This is a genomic window from Alteromonas sp. 4NH20-0056 (assembly GCF_057539655.1).
The window spans coordinates 229,937-251,413 of sequence record NZ_BAAJLS010000004.1; the positions used below are offsets into that span (position 1 = coordinate 229,937).

The 21,477-nt window shown below is 43.9% G+C and carries 19 protein-coding genes; 15 read left to right on the top strand and 4 right to left on the bottom strand.

The features are described from left to right. The first annotated feature begins 379 nt into the window (after nt 1–379). The 3 genes from AC27EZ_RS09675 to ppiC all read left to right on the top strand — a co-directional run bounded on the left by AC27EZ_RS09675 (nt 380) and on the right by ppiC (nt 3,538). Nucleotides 380–1,873 carry a hypothetical protein gene (locus AC27EZ_RS09675; protein WP_487135130.1) on the top strand — a complete coding sequence of 498 codons (1,494 nt, stop codon included), beginning with the start codon at nt 380–382 and terminating at the stop codon, nt 1,871–1,873. After that, nucleotides 1,866–3,104 carry a hypothetical protein gene (locus AC27EZ_RS09680; protein WP_487135131.1) on the top strand — a complete coding sequence of 413 codons (1,239 nt, stop codon included), beginning with the start codon at nt 1,866–1,868 and terminating at the stop codon, nt 3,102–3,104. Before AC27EZ_RS09675 ends, AC27EZ_RS09680 begins: the two co-directional genes overlap by 8 nt. 152 nt (nt 3,105–3,256) lie before the next feature. Next, entirely contained in the window at nt 3,257–3,538 is a 282-nt protein-coding gene (gene ppiC / locus AC27EZ_RS09685) for a peptidylprolyl isomerase PpiC (protein ID WP_487135132.1), read from the top strand. Between the two features lie 6 nt (nt 3,539–3,544). On the opposite strand, the gene AC27EZ_RS09690 is transcribed toward ppiC, so the two are convergent. Further along, entirely contained in the window at nt 3,545–4,231 is a 687-nt protein-coding gene (locus tag AC27EZ_RS09690; RefSeq protein WP_487135133.1) for a hypothetical protein, read from the bottom strand. An 81-nt stretch (nt 4,232–4,312) separates the two neighbouring features. Further along, on the bottom strand, nt 4,313–4,489 hold the full coding sequence (locus AC27EZ_RS09695; protein ID WP_487135134.1) for a DUF6435 family protein: 177 nt from the start codon (nt 4,487–4,489) through the stop codon (nt 4,313–4,315). Between the two features lie 351 nt (nt 4,490–4,840). On the opposite strand from AC27EZ_RS09695, the gene AC27EZ_RS09700 reads away from it, so the two are divergent. The 5 genes from AC27EZ_RS09700 to speA all read left to right on the top strand — a co-directional run bounded on the left by AC27EZ_RS09700 (nt 4,841) and on the right by speA (nt 10,355). Next, nucleotides 4,841–5,998: an NAD(P) transhydrogenase subunit alpha gene (locus tag AC27EZ_RS09700; protein WP_487135135.1), complete on the top strand. Its 1,158-nt coding sequence runs from the start codon at nt 4,841–4,843 to the stop codon at nt 5,996–5,998. A gap of 2 nt (nt 5,999–6,000) precedes the next feature. Next, the gene (locus AC27EZ_RS09705) at nt 6,001–6,282 is read left to right on the top strand and encodes an NAD(P) transhydrogenase subunit alpha part 2 (protein WP_487135136.1); all 282 of its coding nucleotides are present in this window, start codon (nt 6,001–6,003) and stop codon (nt 6,280–6,282) included. An 11-nt stretch (nt 6,283–6,293) separates the two neighbouring features. Then, entirely contained in the window at nt 6,294–7,682 is a 1,389-nt protein-coding gene (locus tag AC27EZ_RS09710; RefSeq protein ID WP_487135137.1) for an NAD(P)(+) transhydrogenase (Re/Si-specific) subunit beta, read from the top strand. 283 nt (nt 7,683–7,965) lie between these two features. Continuing rightward, the gene (locus tag AC27EZ_RS09715) at nt 7,966–8,328 is read left to right on the top strand and encodes an arginine decarboxylase (protein ID WP_487135138.1); all 363 of its coding nucleotides are present in this window, start codon (nt 7,966–7,968) and stop codon (nt 8,326–8,328) included. Nucleotides 8,329–8,444: 116 nt separating this feature from the next. Continuing rightward, a complete protein-coding gene (gene speA, locus AC27EZ_RS09720) occupies nt 8,445–10,355 on the top strand; it encodes a biosynthetic arginine decarboxylase (RefSeq protein WP_487135139.1) in 1,911 nt (636 codons plus the stop codon). Nucleotides 10,356–10,375: 20 nt separating this feature from the next. Here the strand turns inward: speA and AC27EZ_RS09725 are convergent, their stop codons facing one another. After that, a complete protein-coding gene (locus AC27EZ_RS09725; RefSeq protein WP_487135140.1) occupies nt 10,376–11,521 on the bottom strand; it encodes a serine hydrolase domain-containing protein in 1,146 nt (381 codons plus the stop codon). Between the two features lie 236 nt (nt 11,522–11,757). On the opposite strand from AC27EZ_RS09725, the gene AC27EZ_RS09730 reads away from it, so the two are divergent. From AC27EZ_RS09730 to AC27EZ_RS09740, 3 genes are all read left to right on the top strand, one after another. Further along, on the top strand, nt 11,758–13,152 hold the full coding sequence (locus AC27EZ_RS09730; protein ID WP_487135141.1) for a DNA-3-methyladenine glycosylase 2 family protein: 1,395 nt from the start codon (nt 11,758–11,760) through the stop codon (nt 13,150–13,152). 75 nt (nt 13,153–13,227) lie between these two features. Next, a complete protein-coding gene (locus AC27EZ_RS09735; protein WP_487135279.1) occupies nt 13,228–13,689 on the top strand; it encodes a methylated-DNA--[protein]-cysteine S-methyltransferase in 462 nt (153 codons plus the stop codon). Next, nucleotides 13,680–14,558, top strand: coding sequence for a DMT family transporter (locus AC27EZ_RS09740; protein ID WP_487135142.1), 879 nt, complete (start codon nt 13,680–13,682; stop codon nt 14,556–14,558). Before AC27EZ_RS09735 ends, AC27EZ_RS09740 begins: the two co-directional genes overlap by 10 nt. A 22-nt stretch (nt 14,559–14,580) precedes the next feature. Here AC27EZ_RS09740 and AC27EZ_RS09745 read toward each other — a convergent pair whose 3' ends face one another. Next, complete coding sequence (locus AC27EZ_RS09745; protein WP_487135143.1) at nt 14,581–16,002, bottom strand: diguanylate cyclase domain-containing protein; 1,422 nt, start codon at nt 16,000–16,002, stop codon at nt 14,581–14,583. A gap of 207 nt (nt 16,003–16,209) precedes the next feature. On the opposite strand from AC27EZ_RS09745, the gene glmU reads away from it, so the two are divergent. The 4 genes from glmU to glmS all read left to right on the top strand — a co-directional run bounded on the left by glmU (nt 16,210) and on the right by glmS (nt 21,455). Next, a complete protein-coding gene (gene glmU, locus AC27EZ_RS09750; protein ID WP_487135144.1) occupies nt 16,210–17,568 on the top strand; it encodes a bifunctional UDP-N-acetylglucosamine diphosphorylase/glucosamine-1-phosphate N-acetyltransferase GlmU in 1,359 nt (452 codons plus the stop codon). Between the two features lie 144 nt (nt 17,569–17,712). After that, nucleotides 17,713–18,738, top strand: a complete 1,026-nt coding sequence (locus AC27EZ_RS09755) for a Gfo/Idh/MocA family oxidoreductase (protein ID WP_487135145.1) — start codon at nt 17,713–17,715, stop codon at nt 18,736–18,738. A gap of 80 nt (nt 18,739–18,818) precedes the next feature. Beyond that, nucleotides 18,819–19,619, top strand: a complete 801-nt coding sequence (locus AC27EZ_RS09760; RefSeq protein WP_487135146.1) for a DeoR/GlpR family DNA-binding transcription regulator — start codon at nt 18,819–18,821, stop codon at nt 19,617–19,619. A 3-nt stretch (nt 19,620–19,622) separates the two neighbouring features. Beyond that, a complete protein-coding gene (glmS, locus tag AC27EZ_RS09765) occupies nt 19,623–21,455 on the top strand; it encodes a glutamine--fructose-6-phosphate transaminase (isomerizing) (protein WP_487135147.1) in 1,833 nt (610 codons plus the stop codon). The last annotated feature ends 22 nt before the right edge of the window (nt 21,456–21,477 follow it).

Consider the following 21,477-nt stretch of genomic DNA (forward strand, 5'->3'; position numbering starts at 1 on the left):
CCATTTATCTATGGTTTTGATTAAGAACTCAGAGGGCACTTCATGGCAGATAACGAGAATTTGAAGAATGAAAAAGTAATATTAACAGGCGTAACAGATGGAATAGGGGTAGAGACTTCGAAATTACTGGCTGCACAGGGTAATCACCTGCTTATGCATAGATGTAGCGATCATAAACTGCATAGGTTCGGGTGTTTATTGATTTTCTAATAGAAAAATTAGGTGTTTTGTCGTTGTCCGATAGTAATGTATAAAGAGACTATCTTTCATTGAATCAATGGTCCAAGTACATTACTCTTCTTGTAGGCGCATAGAACAGGTTTCACTTTATCTAGTCTCTCATGCGGTTGTACCTAATTTTTAATGGACTAATGACGTGATGGGATTCATAAAAGTCTTTCTTCTGGGTTGGGGAAGCATACTCGTATTCTGGGCAGCAGCGCTATTCTTTTGCTTTATAGGGACAGAGGTTGGTTTTAAATATTGGAAACGAAAGCTAGTCATTGGGTTACCCTTCTTTTTGTTATTTTTTTTTCTCGTCCATGCATTCGGAGTGCCTAAGTACTTTGTATATGACCATGTTGAACCAAAGCTTTTAAATGGTCAGTCCTATTACCCTGCAGTAAAAAATCATATTATTTTCCAAGGTCCATCGTTCAAAACCTATGGCGTAATAAGTGAAGACTTAGAAGACTTTAAAAGTGAGGAAACGTATTTCTCTGCATTTGGGGTTTCTGCACGGGAGGACTACCCTTCTGTTGTTGGTATAAAAAGCTGGATAAATGAAATTATCCTAATAAGCTATTTTTTGTTGTGGTACATATTTATCAATAAGCTTCATAATGCTAGTGCAGCAATGGCGCTTTATAAAGAGGCTCGTAAGGGAAACCGTTTAGAGCAATACCAAAGTTACCTCAATGCATCGCAAGCAATACGTTTTCTACAGCCATTTAAAAGACGTAACGCGAGACGAGAATTCCACAAAATACGTCAGGTCTATATTCAATACCTAGAAACTATGTTGCTTAAGCTTGCAAATCAAGCGAATGAATCCTCACGACCGGTATTACTGTATTTGGCAGACCAGTTGCGAACTTCAGTAGAGTGGTACCCTACCGTTACCGCACAAGGTCATATTGAAGACTTAACAACAACTCCGGATATCGAAGCCCATGAAAAAGGCGTTGAATTCGATCGTCGATATTTTAAGCCTACTGATAATGAGCTAAGCGACGCGCTGGGCAGCAGTGTGGCGAAAACACTTAATCAGTTTTTGCCAGAGGCATTGTTAAAAGGCACTTCAAGCTCCGAGACTTCAACGGTAGCACTTAACTGTAAGTTACGATGTCGCGTAGCTGATTCTAGTCAATTAAAGAAGGGCGATGGTAGAGCGTCTTTGGTTTTGGTGTGGGGAGATGTCAACCAACACCCTAGTGGAAAAAGCCTCATCTTTCAGGACAAGCTTTGCACTTACCCACCTACTTTCAAAGAGGGTAAACCCGAGGCCAGCCGAAAGTTTTGTGCTAATCAAATTGCTCAATCAGTAACAAACAATGTCTTATTTCCCAACACGCAGAAAGTTAATATTCAAGAAGGGGATGATAAGAAGATACAGGCTAAATTAAAAGAGATTGAAGCACGCCAGAGTCGTGTGTTCGACGCCATTATCGATGAATGCAAATCGACCGCTAGAGATGCAGTCTTAGCAGAAACAATTAGTTATGCACTTAAAAATAATGAAGTGCTCGTTGATAGGGCGATGTCAGAAATGCATCAACTCCTGGCTGAAAATACGAACCTCTATGCGCAGATTATTGCACAAGAAGCAATTGGTGGTTTGCTTGAAGGTGTAGTGGAGGCTGCAAGTGAGTAAGTTAACGAAGGTACTATTCGGTTTATTTGCTGCCCTTTGTTTGATGTCGTGTTCTAAAAGCGCGAAGCTTATTGATATCGCAAAAGAGGAGGGCGTTTCTAATGCTGCCGGCTGGGGGGTAGATAGCGCTTTAAAATATATCGATATTGATTATGCACTCTCATTGATGGAAGAAAATCGTGTGCATAGTGTTAATTCAGGTAAAGGCATTAATGTTGTTATTAATGACTGGAAAAGTAATGTAATACTGTCTGTTACACCGCTAAATGGTGTGGGTAAGAAGCGCAGGTTATATGAGAACACGCGCGTCTTTCCCGGCGATTATCTCTTAGCAGCAAATATTGGCACGTCGTCTAAAAGAATATCTCTTCATAAAGATGTTACTTATGATTTTTATCAAATTGCAAAAGTGCTTCAGGCTGACGCAAGTCAAGAACGAGGGCGTTTAAAGTTGGAGGTTTCACCGGCTGATGCAACAATCGTTATTTATGGCACACCTCACAAATACCATGAGGGAATAAAGCTTCCTGAAGGAAGTTATGACGTGAAAGTGACCAAATCGGGGTATGAAGAAAAAAGGTTAAGCGTTTCGATAATAAAAGACAGCCTAACCACCAAAGAAATTACGTTACGACGTGCATCACCTGCGTTATCCACGCAATTAGACAGTGATGCAAAAGATGTTGAAGTTATATCTGTTACCGGCTCCCGTGACGAGACTGAACGTCGTAAAGAGGATAGCAATGCCTTTGGGAAACTCACCATCTTGCCGCAGCGTGAAGATATACTGTATAGCATTAGTGATGACCAAGCGATTGAATATGAGGTAGAACCACTCATGGTGTTGCCAGAGGGCAACTACAAGATTACCGCTAAACGCTCTAGTACCGGTGATGTCATAGCAAGTAAACGAGTAAGCGTTAAACGAACAGAACAACATCGCGTCGAATTTTCAATTCCTGAATTACCTTACCAACACGAACTTGCTGTCTCACTGACATTTACTTCAGACTCGTTACATCGCCAAAGAGCAGAGATCCGTCTTGTACCGAATGAAGGGAAGGCAATAATAATTAGAAAAAGAATGGGCAGGCGTGGGTTAGATGTAGAAACAGTATTGATGAATGGGGAATACACGGCAGAACTTACGGCGGGTGGTATACAATATGATTTGGGCCTTATTACTATCGTAAGAGGCAAAAGCAATAGGTTTGAATTCGTTTTAAAATAGGCACGTTAAGGTAGATTCGGTTATGTCTTTATAGTTAAGCATGGCAACGAGGTATCATCGTGACGTGCCGCTATTGCCAATGAACCTTACGACGCCTTTTCTTGGTGAATACGATACAATAAACGCTCGTTAACTTTTCATCAGGTACTTACATGGCCACAGCATCAGCCGTTCACATCTTGGTTAAAACCGAAAAAGAGGCGTTATCTATTTTAGAGCAGCTTAAAAAAGGGAAAAACTTCGGCACACTGGCAAAAAAGCATTCAACGTGCCCCTCGGGTAAGCGAGGCGGCGATTTAGGCGAGTTTCGTCGTGGTCAGATGGTAAAAGCCTTCGATGATGTAGTGTTTAAAAAAGAAGTGCTAAAAGTACACGGACCTATAAAAACCCGCTTTGGTTTTCACATCATAAAAACGCTATATCGGAATAACTGAGGGTTGTTACGGCAACCATTTTTCGCCACACACACCCTTTGCAGTGTAGATATTATAGGGGCTGCGGTGCGGATGGATAACACTCGTCAGTGCAGCGTTGTGGTCGACACTGATAAACGCAGCATCTTCCGCATTCCCCGTTTCGTCGAGCAAGAAATAATCGGAACGATAATGACTAAGGAACATATGGTTTTTGTTGTCGACTTCGGTTAATCGAACCGACGTAACGGCTTTAAACGTTGCTGAAGGGGAAGGCAATGCCAAAATCGTTTTGTAATAGTACCCTTTATCTTTTTGTAGCTGAGAGAACCCACTAAGTACTGACACTAAATCATCGAGGGGCATTGCCTCTCGTTGTAGCATAAAGTCATGGTGAATAAGTCGGTTCCCGTTTTCAACAGTTTGCCCAGCCGTATAAACTTGTTCCGCTTCTAACTCACTTAAGTATGTTTGTCCCTCTTCTGCGTAGTTGTTAAGCGCACCGGTATTCATATTTACCATATAATCGCTTATGCCAGCGGGCAACACTTCAAAAAGCATGACGTCGGGCGTGACAGCACCGCGTTCTTCAGGTGCTTGTGGGCCCTTTGGGCTGCATCTATCTGAGATAAAATAATAATACTGACCAGCCCCGATAGCGTTAGCGACCGAACTGAAAGCAAGTAAGAATGTTATAAGGACAAATGATCGCACAATGAATTGCTACTGATTCAACAAAAGAGTGTGGACATTCTACGTGGTAACGAGGCCCGGTAGAACGTTTTGTCGGAAAAATTACTTTTTCTTTTCTTCTAAGGTTTGGATCTTCTCCCACAATGTCTCTGATTCCGCAGTGAGCATTGAATACGTTTTGATGTCACCGTTACGTTGGGCATGCATTGCGCGCTCAAGCAGCGAGTCGTATTGCTTTCTAAGCTTTTTCGTAGGATTTGATTTAAATAAGCCAAACATGGCGTGGTCTCGACGAGTGTGTGTACTAGTGAAACGTAAATAAAAGACGATTCGATCACATCTGTGGCAAAGATACTGACGTCTAATCACAAAGGCAGGCCTCACTATTCATGCTATTTTTCGCAGATACATCTCTCCATCATTAAAACGATATAAATATATTATAAATATTTTTTATGAGTAGGTAGAAAAAGATATTAGTAAGAAATGTATATATCCCCTAACTTGACGCTACCAACATCAAATTTTGCCTGTAATTTCGTCAAAAAATGATAAGAATAAGTGAATAAAATGGCTTGCTAGCCTAAAAATAATGTCATTCTCGTAGAACTTGGATGTGAGGAGAAGCGTGTGAAAATCATAGTTTTAAATGAGTCTGTAACACAAGATCCGCTTTTTCCTGTGGAAAAACGGTGTGCAGTTACCCCTGCAAGTGTTGGGCGTCTGGTTAAAAAAGGCGTCACTATTCAACTAGAGCGTGGTGCGGGTGCTTTATCGGGATATACAGATAAAGAATATGAAGAAGCGGGTGCTGTTATCATTAATGATGTGAATGTTGCGTTATCATCAGCAGATATGCTTGTGGCCGTAAACAAGCCAACAGAGATACACCTGTCACAAATGAAAAAAGGTGCGGTTGTCGTTGGCCATTTAGATCCTTTCTTTCAACAGCCGCTTGTTGAGTCGTTGGCCGAGCATGGCCTAACGTCGATTTCAGTTGAAATGATACCGCGCTCCTCGCGCGCTCAAAAAATGGATGCACTCAGTTCTCAAGCCAGCTTAGCAGGCTATGTGATGGTGATGCAGGCCGCTAACTTACTCCCGTCGATTTTACCGATGATGATGACACCGTCTGGTACCATTAAGCCGGCCAAGGTGTTTATTATCGGCGCTGGTGTTGCTGGGCTTCAAGCCATTGCTACTGCGAAACGGTTAGGGGCGAATGTACTTGCTTATGATACCCGTCCTGTGGTTGCTGAGCAGGTTGAATCGCTAGGTGGGAAGTTCTTAAAAATAGACATCGGTGAAACTGGCCAAACGAAAGATGGCTATGCAAAAGAGCTAACCGACGAGCAAAAAGCGAAGCAACAAGATGCGCAACGTGACGCGATTGCCGACTCTGACATTGTTATCACTACTGCGCAGCTGTTCGGTAGAAAACCCCCTGTACTTATTAGTAAAGAAACCTTATCGCTAATGAAGGCGGGAAGCGTTGTTGTTGATATGGCTGCCCAATCTGGTGGGAACGTAGAAGGTTCCGTTCCAGGTGAAACGGTGAATATTGATGGTGTTAACGTTGTGGGTAATGGGAATTGGAGCCAGAGCGTTGCTCGGGCCGCCACGGATATGTACGCCAACAATATTTATAATTTAGTAGACGAGTTCTTCGATAGCGAAACAACGTCTTTTAATGTGAACCTTGAAGATGACATTCTTGCAGGGTGCGTTATTACCCATGATGGCAAGGTAACTAACGATATGCTTATTAACGCCTATAAAGGAGCGTAGTGATGGAAATTATTTATCTTCTTTTCATTGTATTGCTGGCAGCATTTCTGGGGTTTGAGCTGATCCGTAAAGTACCAGCTACATTACACACGCCGTTAATGTCCGGCTCTAACGCCATTTCTGGTATTACGCTGGTAGGCGCATTGGCAGCTGCTGGTGGCGATAACGAGTTACTAACTACTGTGCTTGGCACTGCTGCTGTCGCGTTAGCGAGTATTAACGTGGTTGGGGGTTACCTAGTAACCGATCGCATGCTTAGTATGTTTAAGAAAAAAGAAAAATAAGGAGTACGTAGGTGAATGATATCGAAACCATAATCAATCTTGCGTACGTTGTTGCCGCAGCGTTGTTTATTTTGGGCCTGAAATTGCTCAGTAGCCCTGATTCTGCCAAGCGCGGTAACTTTGTGTCTGCAATCGGCATGTTCATTGCCGTTGTTGTCACGTTGCTTGATCAGCAAATTATTAGTTATCAGTACATTCTTGCTGGATTCTTTTTAGGTGGCGCCTATGGAGCGTGGAAAGCCAAGACAGTAGAAATGACGGCAATGCCAGAGCTTGTTTCATTGTTTAATGGGTTTGGTGGTGCTGCATCACTTTTGCTTGGTTGGGCAACATTAGCAGGCATGAGCGTAGTGGCGCTTGAAACCACTGGGGCCTTTACCTTCATCACCGTCTTTTTTACTATTTTAGTGGGCGGCATAACTTTCTCTGGCTCGGTGATAGCATGGGGAAAGTTGTCAGGAAAGATGTCATCGAAGGCCGTTATTTTTACGGGGCTTCGCGAACTTAGCATTTTGCATATTATTGCCATGTTCGCCGTTGGGTATTTATTTACGACCGATCCTTCAAACAGCTTATGGCTCTATTGTGCTATTGCATTAGCACTAAGCTTTGGGTTGTGGGCGACCATTTCTATCGGCGGTGCCGATATGCCGGTAGTCATCGCGTTACTAAATAGCTACTCGGGCGTTGCGGCAACTGCAGCAGGACTTGCTACAGGAAACACCATTCTTATCGTAACTGGTCTGTTGGTAGGTGCATCAGGTCTTATTCTTACCAATATCATGTGTAAAGCAATGAACCGTTCGCTAATGAATGTGTTGTTGTCTGGTTTTTCTAAACCGGTTGAAGCCGGAGAGAAAATAGAGGGTGAAATAAAGATTCTGTCGGCACAAGATGCCTACTATGTACTAGAAGCTGCGCAGTCGGTGTTAGTTATTCCAGGCTATGGTATGGCGGTAGCGCAAGCGCAGCATGCAGTGCGAGAAATGCAGTCTTTACTAGAAGAAAATGGATGTACCGTTGATTATGCCATTCATGCTGTAGCAGGGCGCATGCCAGGCCATATGAATGTGTTGCTTGCAGAGGCAGACGTACCGTATGACCAGTTGTACGAAATGGATGACGTTAACCCGCGTATGGAAAACTATGACGTAGCTATTGTCATCGGTGCAAACGACGTGGTTAACCCAGCGGCAAAAGAAATGAAAGGCAGCCCTATTTACGGTATGCCAGTGATTGAAGCCTACCGAGCAAAAACTGTCTTTGTACTAAAGCGTTCAGCGAATGCCGGTTTTGCGGGTGTCGATAATCCTCTGTTCTTTAAAGATAACACTCGAATGGTGCTTGGTGATGCCAAAGATACTATCAATAGTATTATTCGTGAGTTTGGTGACGACTAGCTAACAATAAAAGTAGGCGTTCTGGCGCCTACTTTACTTTAGCACCGGCAGACTGAGCGTTTCACAGCGACAAGCTATAATGCTACCGCATACTCTCTGCGTCAGTTAACTCATCGCTCCAATTGTTCGCCATATCTTTTGCACACTGTTATATATTCTCCAGTTAGGTTACGGTACAAGCGTACTGGTTAATAACTACATGCTAAGGTTACGTTAGGTGGCACCTTTCTCTATTGAAATTTTTCAGAATTACCTCCTTGTTGTTTTAAGAGGACGGTGGGATATGAGCACAAATATTCATTACCTGTCGACACTTGCCTTGTCATTGCAAACCTGTAACAGCAAAGCTTTTCATATGGTTGTTGATATGCGAGGGTGGCAAATTCCTAACGACACGCTTTCAGAAAAAATAAAGGCGCCTATTCATCTCGATCGCAGAAATCAGCGTAGCGAAATTTGGCTGGAGGATAGCGATACAGTAGCCGACCATATTGCAGATAAGGTTACCAGTGAACAAAGCGTCCATTTACTTCGTACTGATTCTACAAGCAGGGTTATCGAATGGGTGAGTAAACAAAGTTCACCGTCTGTAACTGAGCATATTAGCCAGTGGTTAGCTGACAACACAGTCGATAAACAAAAATAGTCGAGACAATAGATATTTTACATAGCGCTTATTGTTCTCTTGTCTATAATACCTGCCCTATTTTAAATTTAAGCGCTAAGCTGTCATGCTTAGAAAACGTCAAAAGGTGAGCAACATTGTCAGATTGGAGCATTGAAGAAGCGGAACGTGTCTACGGCGTATCGCAGTGGGGCGGTGGCTATTTTCAGGTTGGTGAAAATGGCAACGTTCATGTTACCCCCGTTCCCGATCAACCCTCAATTCGCATCGATTTCAAGTCTGTTATTGAGGATATTCGGAAAGAAGGGGTTCAGTTTCCTGTTGTTGTTCGTTTTCACGATATTCTTCGATCGCAAGTTGCAGGTTTAAATAAAGTCTTTCGCGATACTATTGCTGAAGCGCAATATAATGGTGAATACCAAGGCGTGTATCCGGTAAAAGTAAACCAAATGCGCGAAGTGGTTGAAGAAATCGTTGAAGCTGGTGCACCGTTTAACTACGGGCTTGAAGCAGGGTCAAAGGCAGAGCTTTTAACCGTACTTGCCATGAATACTAACGAATCGTCTCTGACTATTTTAAATGGTTACAAAGACGATGAGTTCATGCGTTTAGCATTATTAGGCAGAAAATTAGGCCGAAAAGTTGTTGTTGTTGTCGAGAAATTTACTGAGCTACTACTATTGGTAAAAGTTTCAAAAGAGCTCGACATCGAACCTATTATTGGCGTGCGCGCAAAAATGACGGTGAAAGGTCGCGGTAAGTGGGAAAGCTCGGGCGGCGAACGCGCGAAGTTTGGCCTTACCATTACTGAAATCATTAAAACCGCACGTTACCTTGAAGAGCAAGGGATGGCGCATTGTTTAAAACTACTTCATTTCCATATTGGTAGCCAGTTAACTGATATTCGCGCAGTAAAAGAAGCAATAACAGAAGGCGCGCGTATTTATGCAGACCTTCATAAAATGGGCTTCCCGCTTGATTATGTCGATGTAGGTGGCGGCTTAGGCATTGACTACGACGGTAGCAACTCAACCAACGAGTCGTCGCGTAATTATAGTATGCAAGAATACGTTGCCGATGTGGTTTATGGCATGAAAGAAATGTGCGATATCGAGGGCGTACCTCATCCGCACTTAGTCAGTGAGAGCGGTCGAGCAATAACGGCGCACCACAGCTGTGTGGTGACTGAGATTGTCGGTGAGATAAAGACGAATTCAGCTAGCATCGACACGTCAGTTAAAGATGGTGAGCACTTTTTTCTTAAGAATATGCGCGAGCTCTCAGAAACGTTTGATAGCCAAACCAATATGCATGAAGTGTATAACGATGCCTCGCAATACAAAGAGCAAGCGCTTAGTGCCTTTAAGCTTCGCGTTATAACGCTAGAGGAACTGGCGAAAATCGAAACTCTTTATTGGGATATTATGTCACGCTTGCAAGTGTGGTATCGAAATGAAGAGTACGTGCCAGAAGAGCTTCAGGAACTCGATTACAGCTTATCTTCACAATACCTGTGTAACTTTTCTGTCTTTCAGTCTGCGGCGGATACGTGGGCAATTGATCAGTTGCTGCCCGTTGTGCCGCTAACAAGAATGAATGAGAAGCCCACTGTTAATTGTTCGTTAGTCGATATTACGTGTGATAGTGACGGCAAGATTGACCAATTTGCAATAGGTCGAGAGATTACTGATGTATTGCCTATGCACCCGCTTAAAGCCAATGAGCCATATTACATTGGTTTATTCCTTACGGGCGCATACCAAGACGTGATGGGAGATATGCATAACCTCTTCGGTCGATTGAACGAAGTGCATATCTTTAGCTATGACGACGATCCGGAAGACTTTTACATAGAAGAAGTCGTGAAGGGCTCCTCGGTAGAAGATGTACTTAATATTATGCAGTACAACCCGCCCGCGATGGCGTCTGATGTAAAACGCTTAATTGATAAGCAAGTTGCGAATGGCACGTTTAATCCAAGAGAAGGGGTACGTTGGACAGATTTCTATGAAAACTGTTTGAAAGGTTACACCTACCTTAAGCCATAAGTTAATTGTGTAGGCCGGCGCTATTTAGCGTCGGCTTGTTTAAAATAGCGTTTCCAAAATTCAGCTGTTGTTGAGTTAATCATATTGGACTCAGCATTCATCAGCATTACATACCCTGCTTTATAATCGGGTGAAAATGCAACATCTGCACGATAACCCTTGACCCAACCACCGTGATAATTCACGCGTTTCCCGTCTACATTGTAAACACGCCAGCCCAGTCCGTAGTGTGCTTCTTTAAGTAGCCCACGCCATCCTCTTCGGTAGGTTTCTCTGCGTGTTTCGACTCGTGGTGTCGTTACTGTCTCGATCATCTCTGGCGATATGACGGTGGGAAATTCGCCAAGTAATGCTTGGAGGTATATTGTCATATCTTGAATGCTGGCATTAACGCCAGCTGCTGGAGAGAAACGATAGTAATTGCTTTCTACTGGTCCTTCTCGCCATTTGCTTCGTGTAATGGCGACATGTGGCCTTGCCCAGCTATCAGAGCTTAATAGCCCCCCTTTGCCGACGCTCGCGTTTTTCATACCCAGAGGCTCAAAAATATTAGACTGCAGCTCTCGTGAATAAGAGCTATTGTTTGACGTTAAAAAGTATTCTAATGCGCCGAATGCTGCATTTTGATAGGTATAACACTCACCAGGTTTACAGAGCGGTTCGAGCTTACTCAACGCTGTTAGTACACGCTCTAGCGAATAGTCTGCCTCAATAAGATTATCGTAAGCGTTTGGCATAAACCCACTTGATTGCCCAACAATATGCTGCAACTGTAGTTTGTCCATGCCGTTGTCATTAAACGGAATACTTGGTGTTAACGTGGCAATAGGTGTGTCCCACGATAATCGATTCTGTTCTACCAATTTTGCACTAAGTAATGCAGTGAAGGTTTTTGATACCGAGGCTAAACGGAAAACGGTATTTTCTTCTATGTGCTTGCCCCCTTTCTCTATTCGCCCATACACGTATATTCTTGGTACTTTTCCTTGTTCGTAGTAAACAAAAGCATAGCCAGGCACATTGTATTTATTCGCTTCTCTTTTGACGTAATTAGCATAGTCATCTAACCACGGCTCTGCATTTACGGTTGCACAAAAGACAAACGTTATTAGCAAAGCTGCGAAATGGATAACCCATGGTCGCGTAAGGCGTACGTTTTGAAGCATGAAAAGAAAGGCTCACTTTAGTTGGTTGCGCGTGGGACAACACTTAATTTTATTGCAGTATTATGCGTATCCAATATGTATTTATCAAATATCTAGCACAATTGGGCGGTATGCCTATGGCAATTATTAAATTTCCATAACGGTAAACGCATTACTATAGAGTACTGATTTTGTCGCCCATTACGAAAACGTTCAGGTTACACTTACCCAATGTTAAGGCAACCATGTAAACCTAAATGTCGATAAACAAGGTAGACGAAAATACGTGCTCACAAGCACGGCACAGTCGTGACCCACGATTCGATGGTATGTTCTTTGTTGCCGTGAAAACCACGGGCATATTCTGTCGCCCTATATGTCCTGCGAAACTTCCTAAAGAAGAAAATGTGCGTTATTACTCGTTGGCTGCAAGTGCGATGGCTGATGGTTATCGACCTTGCTTACGCTGTCGACCCGATAGCGCACCTCGCTCACATGCTTGGAATGGCGTTCAAACTACCGTCTCGCGAGGGCTTTGTATGCTTGATGAGATCCCGCCAAAGAAAGTAGCGAATATTGCTGAGAGGCTTGGTATCTCTGAACGTTATTTTAATAAACTCATTACGTCCTCAATAAGTTTATCGCCTAAGCAATATCAGACGATGCAACAAGCGTTGTTCGCAAAGCAGCTTTTGCAGCAAAGTAACGCATCGGTTATCGACGTTGCGCTAGCGGCCGGTTACGGATCGGCTAGACAGTTGCAAAGGGCGATGCAAACGCACTGTAAAATGCCGCCCTCTAAACTTCGGGGTAACGTAAAGCACTTGAATACCTCAGCAATTACATTGCGCTTACCCTTTCGGCCGCCGTATCACTGGGACTATGTTCGTGATTTTTTAGCGCTGCGTGCCGTTAGGGGCGTTGAAGCCGTGACCGCAGATAGCTATTCACGTAATTGCAATATACATGGAGAGACTGCACAGTTTACGGCTACGTATAACCCTAAAGCGAGTGGATTCGATGTCAGTATTGTAATGGCCAATTTGAAATACCTCTATCCGCTAGTTGAAAAAATAAAGATGATGTTGGATGTGAATGCTCAGCCTGAATTAATCAGCGCTAGCTTACAGAAGGCGGGTGTAGAGGAAGCTGAGATCGCGCCAGGACTGCGCCTGCCAACTACGTTTTCGCTATTTGAAGCTGGATGCAGAGCAATTATTGGTCAACAAGTCAGCGTTAAAGCAGCAATGGATCAGGTAACAGTGTTCACTGAAACCCTAGGGAAGACAAATGCAGACAATAAAGCGATGCCATATGCTTTTCCTACGCCGGAGGATGTAGTTGGTCGTTCATTGGCTTTTTTAAAAATGCCACAATTGCGCAAGCAAGCCATTAGCGACTTTGCGGCACTTTGTGCTAGCACCCCTCGCCCGACCTATGATGACATTCTAGCGATTAAAGGCATTGGTGAGTGGACGGTTTCTTATATAAAAATGAGAGGCGCTGGCGATCCTGATATCTATTTAAACGGCGATTTAATTGTTAAAAAAGCAGCGCTCATGTTTGGAATCGATGAAGCTAAAGCGGCACCATGGCGTAGCTATTTAACTTTGCAGCTATGGCATCTTTACAACCAATCAAAGGCTGCATGAAAGCGCGTAACGATTTTAGTGTGATTACAATAACCAATAATAAAAGGGTCGGGTGTGGATAAGTATTTACAAACCATGATGTCTCCTCAAGGTAAGCTGTTGATTACGGCAAGTGAAAAAGGAGTTACGTCTATTACGTTCGCCGATCAAACAGAAGAAGCGTTGAGGACAGGACACGCCAATGAGTTAACGCAAGCTGCATGCGAACAACTTACAGCGTATTTTTCTAAACAGTTAACGCGATTTTCTTTACCTCTTGATGCAAAAGGCACACACTTCCAACAAACCGTATGGGCTGCACTTGCTTCGATAGAATACGGCAATACAAAAAGTTATCAGGACATTGCCAACGCGATAGATAACCCTAAAGCCGTGCGAGCAGTGGGCTTGGCAAACGGAAAAAACCCCATTGCGATTGTTGTTCCGTGCCATCGTGTTATTGGCAAAAATAACCGCCTTACCGGCTATGCTGGTGGCGTTGATAAGAAACAATACTTACTAAAACTAGAAGGTGCGCAAGGCGTGTTATGGGATTAAAAGATATTGCGGCATTGTTAGTGCTTGCTGCTATTTGGGGTGGTTCGTTTATTTTTATGCGAGTCGCGGCACCTGAGTTCGGTATTTATGTGCTGGTGGCCATACGTACGTTGTTAGCCACCTGTGTTTTGTTGCCACTGCTTATTTTGCGTGGCGGCGTAAAAGATATTTATCGTCATTGGTTGGCCATTGGTTTGGTTGGGCTTGCCAACACGGCGGTACCGTTTGTTTTGTTTAACTATAGTAGCTTGCATCTTGAAGCCGGGGTAAATGCTATTTTAAATGCAACCGCGCCTATGTTTGGTGCTGTAGTGGCATGGCTATGGTTAGGCGATAAATTGACGAAGAGCGGCAGTGTAGGCCTGCTTATTGGTTTTGCTGGGGTGGCCGTTATTAGCCAACAGAAATTGGGTGAAGGAGAAATAAGCTTTTTACCTATTCTTACTGCGCTTGTTGCCACCGTTGGCTACGGTTTAGCCGCCAGTATGATGAAACGATGGCTGCAAGGGGTGAAACCCTTAGTTGTTGCTACTGGTAGTCAAGCGATGGCAACGTTAATGCTCGCCCCTTTCGCATTGGCCACGCTGCCCGAGGCTATGCCCAGCATCAATGCATGGACAAATACCGTGGCACTCGCCATTGGCGGAACTGGTATTGCGTACATTTTATATTTTAAATTAATTGCAGATATCGGCCCTGCACGAGCCATCACAGTGGCGTATTTGGTGCCGCTTTTCGGCATTGTGTGGGGTATTGCATTCTTAGATGAGCACTTGTCTTTACAGACCATTATTGGCGGCGTAATGATACTGGCTGGCGTCTCGCTGACCACAGGGGTTATTCAGCGGCTTCGTATTTTCAAGAAATAAAGCAGCGCTTCGTGTGCTGCCTTTATTCTATCAACTGCATTCTTACTGAGTTGCTACCGTCACGTTTCGCCTGATATAGCGCATCTTCTGCATGCGCAGTAACTTCGTTCATCGCTCTAGGTGATGCCGTGAACGATATACCAATACTTGCGGTAAGCTGCATGCTAGGGTGTTCTGCGAGCGGTGATAACGTTGCAATGCCATGTCGTAAGTTTTGTGCCAACTCCAATGCTTCATGAGGGCCTACTTGCGGAAGTAAGACGATAAACTCTTCGCTATTCCATTTACCTAGCACTTGGTTATCTTCGAGCTTATCTGATAAGTACGACACTATCTTATCTTGTATATCATCGCCTGTACCACGTCCATGCGCGTCGACAATAGTAGAGAAGTCGTCTATTGCAATAAGTAAGACGCTTAATGACTTTTGCTCTGCAAGTACAGACTGAAAAATAAGCTCAACACTTTGTCTATCTGGTAACCGGTTCAGATGGCGTACAATAAGTTCGGGCTGCATATCTTTGCGGAAGTAATACAGTAGGTTGTAAATGAGTAAAAACAGCGAAAAGACAATAACAAGAAGTGTTACAACGCTAAAAATAAACGCTTGTGATATTTCAGCTTGTCTATCTTCAAGCGGGCTCAGCAAAAATACCGTCCAACCAAATTGATTGAGTTTTACTTCGGCAATCAGATAGTCTTTTTGCTCAATGGTTATTAGCTTGTTGTTAAGTGCTTGGCCATCTTGGATGGTATTAGGGAGGCTAGCATACCAAGGAAGCTCCGATAGATTCGTAAAATCAGAGTAAGACGCAATAAGTGACTCGTCAGAAGACAACATAATATCGCCGTTCCCATCTACAAATAGGAAGTCGTAGCCATATTCTTGCTTATAGCTATCAAAAACGTCGATAAAGCTGCGTAGGCTTTTTCCCACACCAAAAAAGCCTAAAAACTTACCAGCTTCATCGCGTATTTTAATATCAATATAGAGATGTGTGTCTTCCCATTTGCCAATATCTGCTATGGACTCGGCGGGGTAGTCTTTATATTTAAAGTACCAATTTACCTCGCCTTCAATAAGCTCAATGGTAGAACCATCAGAATTGTACTGGCGGTGTGCATTTTCACTGGCAAGAAAAAAAGAAAACCCAAATTCATTTTCTAAGCGTCGCAGTGTTTTAAATACGGCATCTTCATCGACTGTTTGCGTATTCATTAGGTCGACTAACTCAGTAGAGTTACCTAATGCTTCAGAAATATGCAGAGGTTTAAGCAACTGTTCGACGATAAGCGATATTGCGGGAGAGAGGGACTGTTGCTGGGCACGACTTTGCTCTGCGACTATTTTTGAGATACTAAAGTGAACGAGCGTCACAATAGCAAGCACAACAACGGCGAACAGAATAAGTATACTGCGATGAAGAGTTCTAAATGTGTTCACAGACCGCGCATGCTCCTTTGCTCAATGAACGATATTAATACAGTTCCAAGTATACCTGTTGCATTTATGAACTGCTAGCAACATGTCTTAAACTTTAGATCAAGTATCATGCAGTGTAGTGATTAACTCGGGTACAAATGAAACGCTGACTTATTGTTATAGCTTAGATACACTACGAATAATTTGATGAGCATTCACAGGGATCCCATGTCACTTTCAGTTGTTATATTAGCGGCCGGTAAAGGCACGCGCATGAAGTCTTCATTGCCGAAAGTTTTGCACAAAGTCGGCGGTGTAGCGATGGTTCAACGCATTATTAATACAGTACAAGCGCTTGGTGCTGACGATATTCATTTAGTATACGGCCACGGTGGCGATAAGCTTCAAGCAACAGTAACAGGTGAAAATCTTAACTGGTGTTTGCAAGAAGAACAATTGGGTACAGGGCATGCCGTGCAACAAGCTGCCCCGTTCATTAAAGACGAAGATGACGTACTTGTATTGGTTGGGGATGCGCCACTTATTCAACGAGAGACGCTGGCACGCCTTCAAGCCGTAAAGGCGAGTTGTGATTTAGCGTTGCTAACGGTAACGCTAGACGACCCTACAGGCATGGGCCGTATTATTCGTGAAAACGATAATATTACCGCTATTGTTGAGCATAAAGATGCTACCGATGCGCAACGCGCCATTTGCGAGATAAACACTGGCATGATGTTGATGGGCGGCAGCGACCTTAAACGTTGGCTAGGTGCACTAAGTAACGATAACGCGCAAGGTGAATACTACCTAACGGATGTTATTTCAATGGCAGCCAGTGAAGGTAAACGCATTCAAGCAGCGCATCCAGACTCGGCGGTAGAGGTTGAGGGTGTTAACAATCGTGTTCAATTGTCACACTTAGAACGAGCGCTTCAATCGCGTCAAGCCGTAGCTCTGATGACCAACGGTGTAACATTGGCAGACCCGAATCGTTTTGATTTGCGCGGTAGTCTCACCAACGGAAACGACGTGATTATCGATATTAATGTACTAATAGAAGGTACGGTACATATCGGTAATAACGTAACAATAGGCGCGAATTGTATTTTGAAAAACTGCAGTATTGCCGATAATGCGGTGATTGAAGCAAACTCTATTGTCGAAGACGCATCGGTTGGTGAAGGTTGTACTGTTGGCCCGTTTGCGCGATTGCGTCCTGGCGCCGTCATGCAAAAACATGCAAAAGTGGGCAACTTTGTAGAGATGAAAAAGACCGTGCTTGGCGAGGGTGCTAAAGTAAACCACCTCACCTACCTAGGCGATGCAGAAGTGGGCGCTAAAGCGAACATTGGTGCTGGTACTATTACGTGCAACTACGATGGCGTAAATAAATCGAAGACAGTGATTGGCGATAATGCTTTTGTCGGGTCTAACTCATCACTGGTTGCCCCTGTGGTTATTGGCGACAACGCTACCGTTGGCGCGGGCTCTGTGATAACAAGCAACGTAGACACCGACGCACTCGCGGTGGCAAGGGGCAAACAGCGCAACATAGCGAATTGGCCACGCCCCACTAAAAAGTAATATATAGAACGATACCTTTGCATGCTGAATTGCGGCTGCTAGAGTGAATATGGCAGGTCGGCAGTTATAATATGCTAGGTTCATTCTTTGTTCAGAACAGGCAGAAGCGGAAGTTTCTGCCTTTTACTTTCTAGTGAGGCGGTCATGCTTTCCACTCTTATTGTTGGCTTTGGTTTTTCGGCAACCACTTTTCATCTTCCCTTTTTAGATTCGCTTTCTACGTTTTCTGTGGATGGTGTGGTTACGTCAAAGCCTGACAAGATTCAGCATATTCTGCCAAAAACGATGACGTTTTCCTCGCTAGAGGATGCCTTACAACGTCATCATTTCGACGTTGTCGTCATTACTACGCCAAACCACCTTCACTATTTGCAAACCAAGCAATCACTAGAGGCAGGCTGCCATGTGCTGGTGGAGAAGCCATTCACTCTGTGTAGTGAGCAAGCAGCAGAATTAGTAGCGTTAGCAGATAAAAAAAACCGTAAGCTTTGTGTTTTTCATAATCGTCGATTTGATGGTGACTTTTTAACCATTAAAAAGATCCTAAGTGAAAATACGCTGGGTGACATAAAGCGTTATGAAAGCCGTTTTGATAGGTTTCGCCCTCAGCCTAGAGATAGGTGGAGAGAAAATGAAGGTCCAGGAAGCGGGATCTTTTGGGATTTAGGGCCGCATCTTATTGACCAAGCACTACAGCTGTTCGGTACGCCATTAAAAATTTCCGCTGATATAATGCAGTTACGTGATAACGCTAAGTCTGATGACAACTTTGATATTACACTTTATTACGCTCATCATGTTGTGAAGTTAGGTAGTTCAAGCTTTCAGGCTGGTCCAACATTACGATTTGACGTTCAAGGTACGAACGGTAACTTTCGAAAGTTTCATTTAGACCCTCAGGAGGATCAGTTAAAATATGGCGTAAGTATAAGCGCCCACGACTTTGCTAGAACCGCCGAAAACGAACATGGCACACTATTCACTAATGATGATTCTAGAGCAATAATCACCGAAATTGGCGCATGTGCCAGGTTTTACGCTATGTTTGCTGATGCAGTTATTAACGGCAGTGCATTACCAGCAGATGGAAAGACGGTGATTTCAGTTATCAAGATAATTGAATACGCGATACAAGCAAGTAAAACACAAAGAAGTGTTGATTATAAATAAAGCAAAAAACTTGCGCTTCGAAACTTTACTCTCTATTATGCAGGCTCTTTTTTTCGTTAGTTTCATTTTGAAAGGTTTGAGTGGTGAGGCAGTCTGTAGTTCAACGCCGAAATAGCATTGTTAAATGGGTGAATGCGAATGGCCTCACCCAGGTAAGCGCGCTTGCGAGCATGTTCAATACTTCTGAAGTGACAATAAGAAAAGACTTGCTAGATCTTTCACAGAAGGGCCTATTGATTCGACAATTCGGTGCTGCGGTGCCTATCAGTGGCGTAACCACAACCACCTTAAGCGAATCATCGTCCCTATCTTCCCCCAACGTACCTTATTACAATACTTTTGCCCCCTTAGGTAGGGCAGCCGCAGCGTTGGTAACAAAAGGCGCTAAAATAGTTATTGATGGCGGCACAACAACGCTACAGCTCATCCCCTTTTTGGACGGTATTCGTGATGTAGTGGTGATGACAAACTCGTTGCCTGTCGCTAACGCACTTACTGCGTTTGAGAGTGAGCCTACGGTGCTTATGACGGGTGGGACGTGGGATGCAAACTCTGAGTCTTTTCAAGGCGCGATGGCCGAGCAATTAGTCTCGGCATACAGTTACGATATCGCATTTATTGGTGCAGCAGGTATTGACGTAGCGCGCGGCACGACGACATTCAATGAATTGACTGGTGTTACTCGTGCAATGGCGCAAGCAGCAAAGCACGTTGTAATAATGGCAAGCGCTAAGAAGTTGTCTCATAAAATGCCAAATTTAGAGCTCGATTGGAAAAACATAACGACATTGATTACCGATACGGGGATCAGTGATGTTGATAAAGATAATATTGAAAAGAAGGGCGTCTCGGTAATTACCGTATTGCGCGATGGAGAATAATATATGTGTGGAATAGTTGGCGCAGTTGCCGAACGTAATGTTGTAGAAATTCTGTTAGAAGGCCTAAAACGCTTAGAATATCGTGGTTATGACTCGGCGGGTGTTGCATTGTTGCAGCAAGACGGAACGCTGTCTCGTTTACGTCGAATAGGTAAAGTTCAAGCATTGGCTGATGCGGTTGCTGAAAACGAAGCGTTAGGTACTACGGGTATTGCCCATACGCGCTGGGCAACGCATGGCAGTGTAACAGAAGCAAATGCCCACCCGCACTTTTCTACCGACCGTATTGCTGTTGTACATAACGGTATTATTGAAAACTACCAGTCACTTCGAGCATCACTTACTGAGCAAGGCTATACCTTCACCAGCGATACCGATACTGAAACGATTGCGCATACGGTGCACGAATTTTTGAAAACTGGCGTTTCACTGTTAGAAGCAGTTCAAACTGCGGTGAAAACCTTTCACGGTGCTTACGGCACGGTAATTATGGACAAGCACGATCCTAGTAAAGTGGTCGTTGCACGCTCTGGAAGCCCATTAGTAATCGGATTAGGAGTAGGTGAAAACTTTATTGCTTCTGACCAAATGGCACTACTTCCTGTTACTCGTCGCTTTATCTTCTTAGAAGAAGGTGATGTGGCTGAAATTACTCGCAGGAATGTGTCTATTTTTGATAAAGATGGCAACCCTGTCGAGCGTGAAGTCATCGAATCGAATATCGAGCATGATGCCGGTGATAAGGGTGGGTACCGACACTACATGCTTAAAGAAATCCATGAACAACCTACTGTAGTGCGCAACGCGCTTCAAAATCGTATTGACGAAAATGGATTGGTCGCAGATATTTTCGGTCAGGGTGCAGACGAGATTTTCAAAAAAGTGAAGCATGTGCAAATCATTGCATGTGGCACAAGTTACCATGCCGGTATGACCGCGCGTTACTGGTTAGAACAATATGCAAACATTTCATGTAACGTCGAGATAGCGTCTGAATTTCGTTATCGCAAGTCGGTAGTACATGAAAATAGCCTTATTATTACTATTTCTCAGTCGGGTGAAACTGCCGACACACTTGCGGCACTGCGTTTAGCAAAAGAAGCGGGTTACATGGCTAGCCTTACCATTTGTAACGTACCAGGATCGTCGTTAGTGCGCGAATCAGACTTAGCATTTATGACGCGAGCTGGCGCAGAAATTGGTGTGGCTTCTACCAAAGCCTTTACCACGCAGTTAACTGCATTCCTTATGCTCACCCTTGCTCTTGGAAAGCAAAACGGCATGAATGAAGAAGAAGCTCGTGCGATTACCTCTGCATTGTTAAGCTTACCCGCGAAACTCGAAGAAACCCTTGCTATCACTAGTGGTATTGAAGATTTAGCAGAAGAGTTTGCAGATAAGCAACACAGCTTATTCTTAGGTCGTGGCGATCAGTATCCTATTGCTATGGAAGGTGCGCTTAAGTTAAAAGAGATTTCTTATATACACGCAGAAGCTTATGCATCTGGTGAGCTAAAGCACGGGCCTCTGGCGCTTATTGATGAAGAAATGCCAGTGATTGTAGTAGCGCCAAACAACGAACTGCTTGAGAAGCTTAAAAGTAACGTAGAAGAAGTGCGAGCGCGGGGCGGTATTATGTATGTGTTTGCTGACAAAGACGCGGCATTCCTTGGCGATGACACCATGCGTGTTATTGATGTGCCGCACTGTGACTCACCTATCGCGCCCATCATTTACACCATACCGCTTCAGTTACTGTCTTACTATGTAGCTTTAATCAAAGGTACAGACGTTGACCAGCCTCGTAACTTAGCGAAATCGGTTACCGTTGAGTAGGTAGCGCGAGTAAGTAGGTGCA

Coding starts and splice junctions, on each gene's coding strand:
- AC27EZ_RS09755 (WP_487135145.1), top strand. CDS start 17,713: ATGCTTTCCACTCTTATTGTTGGCTTTGGTTTTTCGGCAACCACTTTT.
- AC27EZ_RS09715 (WP_487135138.1), top strand. CDS start 7,966: ATGAGCACAAATATTCATTACCTGTCGACACTTGCCTTGTCATTGCAA.
- AC27EZ_RS09725 (WP_487135140.1), bottom strand. CDS start 11,521: ATGCTTCAAAACGTACGCCTTACGCGACCATGGGTTATCCATTTCGCA.
- AC27EZ_RS09695 (WP_487135134.1), bottom strand. CDS start 4,489: ATGTTTGGCTTATTTAAATCAAATCCTACGAAAAAGCTTAGAAAGCAA.
- glmU (WP_487135144.1), top strand. CDS start 16,210: ATGTCACTTTCAGTTGTTATATTAGCGGCCGGTAAAGGCACGCGCATG.
- AC27EZ_RS09730 (WP_487135141.1), top strand. CDS start 11,758: ATGTCGATAAACAAGGTAGACGAAAATACGTGCTCACAAGCACGGCAC.
- AC27EZ_RS09740 (WP_487135142.1), top strand. CDS start 13,680: ATGGGATTAAAAGATATTGCGGCATTGTTAGTGCTTGCTGCTATTTGG.
- AC27EZ_RS09735 (WP_487135279.1), top strand. CDS start 13,228: ATGATGTCTCCTCAAGGTAAGCTGTTGATTACGGCAAGTGAAAAAGGA.
- ppiC (WP_487135132.1), top strand. CDS start 3,257: ATGGCCACAGCATCAGCCGTTCACATCTTGGTTAAAACCGAAAAAGAG.
- AC27EZ_RS09705 (WP_487135136.1), top strand. CDS start 6,001: ATGGAAATTATTTATCTTCTTTTCATTGTATTGCTGGCAGCATTTCTG.
- AC27EZ_RS09675 (WP_487135130.1), top strand. CDS start 380: ATGGGATTCATAAAAGTCTTTCTTCTGGGTTGGGGAAGCATACTCGTA.
- glmS (WP_487135147.1), top strand. CDS start 19,623: ATGTGTGGAATAGTTGGCGCAGTTGCCGAACGTAATGTTGTAGAAATT.